Source organism: Aquificaceae bacterium (assembly GCA_037722135.1).
GTDB lineage: Bacteria > Aquificota > Aquificia > Aquificales > Aquificaceae > Pampinifervens > Pampinifervens sericum.
This window is the reverse complement of record JBBKAW010000029.1, coordinates 1-9,169: the sequence shown is the minus strand read 5'-3', so window position 1 is coordinate 9,169 and position 9,169 is coordinate 1. Positions and strand designations below refer to the sequence as shown.

Annotated in this window: 8 protein-coding genes and 1 tRNA gene; 7 read left to right on the top strand and 2 right to left on the bottom strand. The window is 41.0% G+C overall.

From position 1 onward, the window contains the following. Positions 1 to 263 (top strand): polysaccharide deacetylase (locus tag WKI49_02020; GenBank protein ID MEJ7621279.1); only part of this gene is annotated, 263 nt, incomplete at its 5' end. Between the two features lie 31 nt (positions 264 to 294). On the opposite strand, the gene WKI49_02015 is transcribed toward WKI49_02020, so the two are convergent. Continuing rightward, positions 295 to 1,422 (bottom strand): O-antigen ligase family protein, encoded by a 1,128-nt coding sequence (locus tag WKI49_02015; GenBank protein ID MEJ7621278.1) that lies wholly within the window; start codon positions 1,420 to 1,422, stop codon positions 295 to 297. A 25-nt stretch (positions 1,423 to 1,447) separates the two neighbouring features. Here WKI49_02015 and WKI49_02010 point away from each other — a divergent pair. From WKI49_02010 to WKI49_01995, 4 genes are all read left to right on the top strand, one after another. Beyond that, a tRNA-Ser gene (locus WKI49_02010) sits at positions 1,448 to 1,535 on the top strand. 12 nt (positions 1,536 to 1,547) lie between these two features. Beyond that, entirely contained in the window at positions 1,548 to 2,123 is a 576-nt protein-coding gene (locus tag WKI49_02005) for a CDP-alcohol phosphatidyltransferase family protein (protein MEJ7621277.1), read from the top strand. A gap of 3 nt (positions 2,124 to 2,126) precedes the next feature. Further along, a complete protein-coding gene (locus WKI49_02000; GenBank protein ID MEJ7621276.1) occupies positions 2,127 to 2,564 on the top strand; it encodes a pyridoxamine 5'-phosphate oxidase family protein in 438 nt (145 codons plus the stop codon). Continuing rightward, positions 2,561 to 3,352 (top strand): ATP-binding cassette domain-containing protein, encoded by a 792-nt coding sequence (locus WKI49_01995; GenBank protein MEJ7621275.1) that lies wholly within the window; start codon positions 2,561 to 2,563, stop codon positions 3,350 to 3,352. The genes WKI49_02000 and WKI49_01995 overlap by 4 nt, the downstream gene beginning before the upstream one ends. On the opposite strand, the gene WKI49_01990 is transcribed toward WKI49_01995, so the two are convergent. Further along, positions 3,304 to 4,497 (bottom strand): class I SAM-dependent methyltransferase, encoded by a 1,194-nt coding sequence (locus tag WKI49_01990; GenBank protein MEJ7621274.1) that lies wholly within the window; start codon positions 4,495 to 4,497, stop codon positions 3,304 to 3,306. The genes WKI49_01995 and WKI49_01990 overlap by 49 nt on opposite strands. A gap of 71 nt (positions 4,498 to 4,568) precedes the next feature. On the opposite strand from WKI49_01990, the gene guaA reads away from it, so the two are divergent. Beyond that, a complete protein-coding gene (guaA, locus tag WKI49_01985; protein ID MEJ7621273.1) occupies positions 4,569 to 6,098 on the top strand; it encodes a glutamine-hydrolyzing GMP synthase in 1,530 nt (509 codons plus the stop codon). A 33-nt stretch (positions 6,099 to 6,131) separates the two neighbouring features. Next, positions 6,132 to 9,056, top strand: a complete 2,925-nt coding sequence (locus WKI49_01980) for a right-handed parallel beta-helix repeat-containing protein (GenBank protein ID MEJ7621272.1) — start codon at positions 6,132 to 6,134, stop codon at positions 9,054 to 9,056. Positions 9,057 to 9,169: the final 113 nt, after the last annotated feature.

Here is a 9,169-nt window from a genome sequence, read left to right as displayed (position 1 = left end):
GTGGTGCAATTGAGGCACTTGAGATATATAAAGGTCTTGGATACAAAGTTGTCCATTGGACTTTTCCAAGCGGAGACCCAGATAAAAGAATAACCCCTCAAAGGCTGGCGAGCCATGTTATAAATAACACCAAACCCGGTGCTATACTTATATTTCATGCCAATGGCAGAGGTTATTCTACAGGTGAAGCCATGCCTATTATAGTGGAAGAGTTGAAGAAAAGAGGCTACAATTTTGTAAGGTTGGAGGAGTACCTAAAGTAAAATGATAACCGGGTGCGAACCTTATTTTCCATCACGCTTTTGAAAACCTAAACCTCTCCACCACCATAAAAAGCACAAGATATAAGGGTAGCATAGCATCCCAGAAAAAGGTAAAGACTGTCCCCACAAGATGAGAACCAAGGGCAAGTAAAAGAGGCATAAGAAGGTAGTCCACGTTGTCTTCTATCCTAAAGCCTAACAAGAACCTAAAGTATGCATAATAGACCCAAAGAACCGCAAAAAGACCTAAAAGACCCTTTTCAATAAGCTCTGAAAGTAAAAATATGGACTCGTAGACCCCACCCACAGGACTTTTTGGCTCAAGATAGTAGCCTGAGTTTATGCCATGACCTATGGCAAGGGCAAGCCAGTTTCTTTCCTGTATGTCTTTTTTTACTACCTGCACGCCTGCTTTTGCTATCTCCCAACGGTAGCTGGATATGTGGTTTAGCGTCTCGTCATTTATAGGTCTTTGTCCCAGCACCATTTCATACATGGTCTTATACCTTATATCCTTTTGCACAAGAAGGGCAGTGCTTACCGCAAAGCCAACAAAAAGGGTAAGCAAAATACCCCAAAAGGCTTTTTTGGAAACCTTCCGTCCCACAAGGAGGGCAAAAACTAAAAGGGCAAAGGCAAGCCCCAGCATGGCAGACCTTCTCATGGTAAAAAAGACCACGCCCACAAAAAGTAGAAAGGGCAAAAGGTAGTAGACCCTTTTTGAATAAAAGAGCAGAGAAAGGCTTGCGACCGCAAAGATGCTGTAAAAGGCTCCTACTTCAAACCACCCACCCCAAAACATGGCAGGTTGACCTGTTTGGCTGTATCTGTAAAACACCAAGGGTAAAAGAGCCAGACCAGAAAGCACTAAAAAGAGATTAAACCTATATAGACTTCTTTCATCCACCTTAAGCATTCCACCATAGCAGTAAGAGAGTAAAAATGCACCCCTTTCTATAGCCTTGCCTATCTGAGAGGTATGAAAAAGGGCGGTAGAGACCAAAACTACAAGAGCGTGCAAAGTGAGAGGCAAAAACAAACTTCCCTTACATCGGAAGCCTTTAAAGCCTTTGTATGCGAGGTATATCAGTATAAAAACCACTAAAGCCTCAAAGAGGCTTATGGAGAGCAATCCCAAAGCAAAAAGGACTATAAGCATGGTAAAGCCTTATAATTATAAAGGAGGCGAGGTGCCGGAGTGGTCGAACGGGGCGGTCTCGAAAATCGCTGTGGGTTCAGAGCCCACCGGGGGTTCGAATCCCTCCCTCGCCGTAGGAGAAGAGTATGAGCTATATTGTAAGAGAGCTAAAGCCTACCTTTGAGAAGTTAACAGAGCCATTGGTATTACTGCTCCAAAGGCTGGGTGCTACGCCAAATTTTATAACCTTTTTAGGACTATTGCTTGTAGCTCTTGGCTCTATTGTCCTTTATTTAGGCTATACGCTTTTGAGCTTTTTCCTCTTGCTTTTGGGTGCTCTTTCTGATGCCATAGACGGTGCTCTTGCAAGAAGGTTAGGAAAGAGTTCAAGTTTTGGTGCCTTTCTTGACTCTTTGCTTGACAGGGTTTCTGACGCCCTTCCCTTTATAGCTATAGCCCTCTCCTCTGAGGATAAGGTTCTCTCGGTGGTTTCTCTCCTTGCCATGCTTTTTTCCTTTACTGTTAGCTATGCAAGGGCAAGGGCGGAAGGTCTTGGCTATGAGCTAAAGGTAGGTCTTTTTGAAAGACCAGAAAGGTGGATGGTGCTCTTAACGGGAATAGCACTTGACCTTATATTTCCTGCGGTTTTTCTTATAGCCTTGGGTTCTTTGGCTACTACCCTACAAAGGGTATATATTTTTAGAAAACTCACAAGGAGGTAAAAAATGCTTCCAAAGGAGCTTGTTGACCTTATGAGGAATCTTGGAGTTTTTCCAGTGGTGCTTGCCACTTCCGACAAAGAAGGCAACATACACATGACCTTTATAACATGGGTTTATCCCATAGACGAAAGAACTATTAGAATTGCCTTGAGTTCTAACGCAAAGAGTGCTAAGAATATACTCCAGACGGGACAGGTATGTCTTATGCTTATAGCACAGGACAAGGCTCTTGCATGTTATGGAAACGCCAGCCTTTTAATTGATAGGATAGAAGAGGTAAAGTTTCCCGTCTCTGTGTTTGAGGTCAAGATACAAAGCGTGGAGAATAATCTCTTCCCTGGTGGGACGATAACTGGAACTATACCCTTTATGCACACGGGAGACCTGCAGAAGGCTGGAGAGCTTGACCAACTTGTGCTTGATGCTTTGAGGTCTGCATGAAACCCATCGTTTCTGTAGAAAGCCTTAATCTCACGATAGGAGACAGGCAGATACTCAAAGATGTGAGCTTTGAGGTTTATAAGGGGGAGGTTTTTACCATACTGGGTGGAAGTGGCAGTGGTAAGACCACTATAACCAAGTGTCTTGTGGGACTTCTAAAGCCAACCAGTGGAAGAGTGGAAGTTTTTGGTAATGATATTTCATCTCTTAGCCAGGCTGGTCTTGATGATGTTAGAAGGAGAATAGGGTATGTTTTTCAAGGTGCAGCACTTTTTGATAGTCTTACTGTGTGGGAGAACGTGGTCTTTTATCACTTAGAGCATGGAAACTACAAGGAAGAGGAACTAAAATCCCTCGCTATAAAATACCTAAAAATGGTGGGACTTTCGGAGGACCATCTTGACCTATACCCATCTGAGTTATCGGGTGGTATGAAAAAAAGAGTTGGTATAGCAAGAGCCATAGCCACAGAGCCAGAACTCCTTATATACGACGAGCCAACTTCTGGACTTGACCCTATTACAAGCAGGCTTATAGATGAGCTTATAGTTAACCTTAGAGAAAAAACAGGCTCAACCGCTATAGTGGTATCTCACGACCTTGTTTCTGCCTTTTCTATTTCAGACAGGATAATGATAATAAAGGATGGTCAAGTCGTCCAAATAGGCACAAGAGAAGAGATTATAAACTCTCAAATACCCTTTGTAAGGGAGTTTATAAAGAAGGGTCTGGGTGAGCTTTATGAGGCAAAAAGCGGTTTACCTAAGCATCTTCTCATAACTGGGTAGGTATTTAGCACACCCTTTGAGAAGAGAAACTGAAAAAGATGATTGCTACCTAAGTAGAAGGAAACCGCAGAAGCGGTAAGATAAAGCTCCCACATTCTATAGAACTCCTCCCCATACCGCTTAACAACCCAGTCTCTAACAGTCAAAAACCTCTTCTTCCATTCCTTTAGAGTTAGATAATAGTGAAGCCTCCAATTGTCTATGTCTATAAGGTTGAAACCAAGCCCTTTGGAAGCTCTGAGCACCTCTTCTATGGAGGGTAGGTAGCCACCCGGAAATATGTATTTTCTTATCCATCTGCTCTGGCTTGAGGTGTGAACCTTTCCTATGGTATGGAGCAGGAAAAGTCCACCATCTTCCATTATTTCACGGACCACTTCAAAAAACTTCCTATGCCTTCCCTTTCCTACATGCTCAAACATACCTACTGACACCACTTTATTGAACTTTCTACCTATCTTTGGCAAGTCTTCGTAGTGCATAAGATACACCTCTGCCTTACCTTCCAGACCAAGGCTCTTTATTCTCTCCTTGACAAACTCATACTGATTCTTAGAGAGGGTTATGCCGGTGGATTGAACTCCGTATAGCTGTGCGGTTTCAAGAATTATAGAACCCCACCCACAGCCAATGTCTAAAAGCCTGTCTCCCTCTTTTAGCTGGAGTTTTTCGTATATTATCCTTCTCTTTTCACTTTGTGCTTCCTCAAGGCTCATGTTTTGCTCTGAAAAGAAGGCACAGGAATAAGTCATTGACTTATCAAGCCAAAGCTGATAGAATTCGTTTCCTAAGTCGTAGTGCCTTCTTACCTCTTTGCCTTCAACCTTTTTGATAAGCCCTATACCCTTCAAAATCCACCTGAGGAGAGAGGAAAAAACCTCCCTTTTTCCCCTTTTACCTTCAGATTCCACATACTCCATACAGGCTATCAAAACCTTCTCCAAATCACCATCAATACTTATATCTCCCCTCATATAGGCTTCGCAAAAGCCCATCTCAGGGTCTTTCAAAACCTCCCCTAAGACGCTCTTTTTTAAGACCCTTATCCTATGCTGTCCCTTTCCAATGCAAGCTCCATTAGGTAGCTCCACACATAAGCCTTCACTAAATCTCTCGTTTATCTTTGCTATGATTTTTTCTACCATTTGATAGCCCTCCTCAATTGTTAGTATAGGTACATGCTCTTTATACGTCAAGGCAATGTATAATTAATATTGTGATAAAGAAACCAGCACTCATCTTAAACTTCGGCTCTCAGTATGTTCAACTTATTGCCAGAAGGGTAAGAGAGCTTGGTGTATACAGTGAAATCGTGCCTTACCACATAAGCCATGAGGAGGTAAGGGAGAAAAACCCCTACTGCCTTATATTCTCCGGCGGTCCAGCCTCTGTATACGAACAGGACGCACCCCTTCCAGACCCAGAGCTATACAACCTTAACATTCCCATCCTTGGTATATGCTATGGGCTTCAGACTATAGTGCATCAACTTGGTGGTGTGGTGGAAAGGTCTCAAAAACAAGAATACGGAAGAGCAAAGCTAAGAGCTCTAAAGGAAGACCCACTATTTGAAGGTTTACCAAAGGAATTTGACGTATGGATGAGCCATGCGGACAAGGCGGTAAAGTTGCCAGAGGATTTTCAGAGCCTTGCCAGTTCAGAAAACTCTCCCTATGCGGTTATAAAACACAAAAGCAAGCCCATTTACGGCGTGCAGTTTCACCCAGAGGTGGCACATACCCAGTATGGAAAGGAACTGCTTGCCAACTTTCTCTTTCGTGTAAGTAATGCGGAGAAGAATTGGCAGATGGGTAATTTTATAGAAGAGAAAATACGGTGGATAAGACAAGAGGTAGGAAAAGGAAAGGTGATATGTGCATTATCCGGTGGTGTGGACTCAACAGTCTCTGCACTCTTGACATACAAGGCTATAGGTGAACAACTACACTGTATTTTTGTAGACCATGGACTCTTGAGAAAGGGTGAAGTGGAGGAGGTGGAAGGCTACTTCAAAAGAATGGGCTTACCCTTCCGTCGCATAGACGCCAAAGAGGTGTTTTTACAGAGGCTAAAGGGCGTAGAAGACCCCGAGGAAAAGAGAAAGATAATAGGACATACCTTTATAGAGGTCTTTGAAAGGGAGGCAAAGGACTTTGGTGCGGAGTTCCTTCTGCAAGGCACTCTATACCCTGACGTGGTAGAAAGTGCAGGCATTCCCGGTGCAAAGGTGATAAAGACTCACCACAACGTGGGCGGTCTTCCAGAGAGGATGAACCTAAAACTTGTTGAACCTTTGAGGGAGCTTTTTAAGGATGAGGTGCGCATGGTGGGAAGACTCTTGGGAGTGCCAGAAGAGGTGCTCATGCGTCATCCCTTTCCCGGTCCAGGTCTTGCTATAAGGATATTAGGTGAGGTCAAAGAAGAAGACTTAGAAATTCTCAGAGAAGCGGACTACATATTCATACAGGAGCTAAAGAAATGGGGGCTTTATAACAAGGTATGGCAAGCTTTTGCAGTGCTTCTTCCTGTCAAAAGCGTGGGCGTTATGGGAGATGTAAGAACTTATGAGAGGGTAGTAGGGCTAAGGGCAGTGGATAGCTCAGATGGTATGACAGCGGACTGGTCAAGGCTTCCCTATGAATTTTTGGACCATGTAATGAGGAGGATAATAAACGAGGTAAAGGGAGTAAACAGGGTGGTCTACGACATATCTTCAAAACCACCAGCAACCATAGAATGGGAGTAAGGTATAATAATTACACAAGAGGAGGGTCGCAAAATGAAAAGGGCTACTTTACCTTTTTCCCTTGTGTTAACATTTATAGCGGTCATATTTGGCTTCAACCTGAATTCCAACGTAGGCTATTCTATTGCTTTTGCCCAATCACATTGCACTATGACAGTTAATACTGTACAAGGCATTCAAAAGGCCCTTAATATAGCATCTCAAAATGGTCGTGACGATGTTATATGCATAAGGGCTGGTAAATACAATGTGTTAAAAACTCTTGTCTATAAACCTCGCACGTATTCAGAGTGTAGAACAAAAATTACCATAATAGCTGTAGGAGGAAATGTTGTTCTTAACGGTATGGGGAAAACTTCAATACTAGCGATGGATAAAGAAAAATGTGGAAGTAGTGATGAAGGGTATATAACTGTAGAAGGGTTGACTTTTCAAAATGGAGAGAAAGGACTATATATTTCTACGAAAAAGGCAGACGTATATATCAGAGGAAACACATTTATAAGTAATGTTGTTGGCGCTGTTGTTGAATCTGAATCTGGTTCGATAACTTTTACTAAAAATAAATTTATCCGTAATGGGTCATCATATGGTATTGATGGTGGTGGTGCTTACGCATGTTCTATGACAGGTTCAATTAATTTTGAGGGAAACATTTTCAACGAAAATATTGTTGAATCATATGCAAACGACACTCTTGGCTCTGGTGGTGGCGTTTTCGCTTGTTCAGTATCTGGTTCAATAAATTTTACAAACAACATATTCAATCGTAACGTAAGCAGACCTACAGGAGATCGTCTTATCAATGGCGGTGGTGGAGCTTACGTTTACTTAGAGTCTGGTTCATTAGTTTTTAAAGGAAATACATTTACAGGCAATTATGCGAAAGAGGGTGAGGGTGGGGGTGTTGCAGTTTATCTGGGAACAGGTTTGGGAGTATTTACAAATAACTTATTCGTCAATAACAAAGCGGAAACAGGTGGAGGTATTAATGTTTATTCCGAAGGTGGTTTATTATTCATAGTGAATAATACATTCTCCAATAATTCCTCTAACATAGATGGCGGAGGTGTATACCTCTCTCTATCTCTTAAGTCAACTTTGCATTTCTATAACAATATACTTTGGAACAACAAAGCACAACAAAAGGGACAAGACCTTTATATAGATAACCTTGATGATAGATATGAGATGGCTTCTATCATTAATCTGGCCCACAATATATTTAGTATTTCAAAAGATCCAATAGACTTTTCTTCTCCCCAGAAGACCAAAATACTCTATGTTAAAGGAAACGCTATTTACAATAAATACATTTTTAACGGGTGCATAGATCATAGCAATTTTGGCAATATACAAGCAGATCCTCTTTTTGTAAGTAGCACTGATTTTTCTATTAAGCCCAACTCACCTGCTGTAGATAACGGATGTATTTATATTCCAAAGCTTCCATATGAGGATAAGGCTGGTAAACCTAGAATAATGGGTAAATCTGTAGATATAGGAGCTTATGAATACAAAATATCGGACACACCAGTGTCTGTGTATAATTATAGGCTGAATGTTACAGCACCAACAGAACGAAAATGCACCACTATAGTTAGAGATGAACCATCGCTTCACGGCGCACTTATTAATGCATCTAAAAATGGGGATGACGACGTAATATGTATAATAACTGGCAGATATGAATTATCAGAGACACTTACCTATAACCTTTCTCGTAGACGCTCAGAGTGTGGTAAAAAACTAACCATAACTGCAATGGGTGGAAAAGTAATCATTGACGGGAAGAATCTGTCAACAATATTAGAAATAGATACTACTGTTTGCGAACACGAAGGGGAAGGGAGTATAACCATAGAAGGCATAACCTTCACAAATAGTAAAGGTGTATCTGTATCTATTAAAACCAAGGATGATGTGGATATAATAGGCAGTTCCTTTTTTAATGGAGGTCATGGTGGCGTATACATAGAAACTTTAGGTAATGTGTCTTTTATAGAAAACATATTCAAGCAAAACAAATCTTATTATGGCAATCGTAGTATTTATGTTAAAGCTAATAGTGCAAAGTTTGTGTCAAATAGTTTTATAGAAAACGATGGAGGAATTAGTGTTAGTTCTGACGAGTTGCGTTTCTACTCTAATTCGTTCCAATTTAATAAAAATGGTGCTGTCTATGTAGATTCTAAACAAGCCATGTTTGAATATAATATATTTAGTAACAATAATGCTCAAAGTAGTGGTGCTGGTGTTTATGTTAGCCGTGCTGAAAACGTTAAGTTTGCAAATAATATTTTTGCTTATAATAGCGCTAGTGGTGAAGGTGGAGCTATTTATATAAGTGATTCTGATAATGATGTATTTGTTGTATTTGTAAACAATGTATTCATCTCGAATGAAAGCGGTAAGAGTGGCGGAGCCGTCTATGTAATGTATGCTCGTAATAGCGTGTTTGTAAACAACGTATTTACTTCAAATAGAAGCGCTGAGCATGGGGGAGGTGTTTATGTAGGGGTTTATAGCGAGTTAGATTTTTACAATAACATTTTCTGGAATAATTTCTCTGATGGAGATGGTCATGACCTTTATGTAGATGGTGGCGAAAGTGGATATGTTAATATAGCTCACAACCTTTTTAGTGAAACTTCGAGGAAGATAAACTTTTCCCAGCCACCTAAAACTACAAAGGTCTTTATTGAAAATGTTAGAAACTATAACAAGAAAATACCTGCTGATTGCTCCAAAACTGCTAATTATGGTAATATACAAGCAGATCCACGTTTTAAGGCAAGCACTGTATTAGACGTCAATTTGAAACCAGATTCGCCTGCTATAGACGCAGGATGTAATAGTGCGCCTTTTATTCCTGAGACGGATATAAAAGGGATGCCAAGGATATATGGTAATCGAGTTGATATTGGAGCACATGAATACTATCCCCAAGATGAATAAGGAACTATGTCCATTGTATAACCTACAGATTGCACTATAATATTAATCATGAGACACCTAAGGCATACGGACCCAGAGATATACGAAGCCATAGTAAAGGAATACGAAAGGCA